Below are 394 nucleotides of genomic sequence, written 5' to 3' on the forward strand. Positions count from 1 at the left end.
TTGCCGCCCCACGTGATCGCCGGCGCGGCGACGGGCACGACGCCGAGCGCGAGCAGGATGTCGGCGTCCGACCAGCCGGCCGTGACGACCTTCGTCGGGGCCTTCTCGAGCTTCGCCGTGCCGAGGGCATGCTTGATCGTGACGGGGAAACCCGCGCCGCTACCCGCCGAGCCGGCCGATCCCGACGTGGCGCTCGAGGCCTTGTCGGACGACGAGCCGGTGCTGCAAGCGGCGAGGGCGCTGGTGGCACCGGCGGCGGCGATGGCGAAGAAGCCACGGCGGTTGATCATGCGGACGACCTTTCGTTCAGGCGCACGACGGCACCCGTGTCATGACGTGATGGTTCTCGCGAGGCCCTGCCGGACCGCGAGTTAGGCAATGCTAACCTTAGAGA

1 protein-coding gene is annotated in these 394 nt (G+C 69.8%); it reads right to left on the reverse strand.

Annotated elements, in window-relative coordinates:
• On the reverse strand, positions 1–290 hold a 290-nt coding region (locus tag GO615_RS30120; RefSeq protein ID WP_500676357.1), incomplete at its 3' end, for a hypothetical protein.
• Between the last annotated feature and the right edge of the window lie 104 nt (positions 291–394).

Origin of the sequence: Aromatoleum evansii, from assembly GCF_012910805.1 — a bacterium.
In the GTDB taxonomy this organism is placed as follows: Bacteria; Pseudomonadota; Gammaproteobacteria; order Burkholderiales; family Rhodocyclaceae; genus Aromatoleum; species Aromatoleum evansii.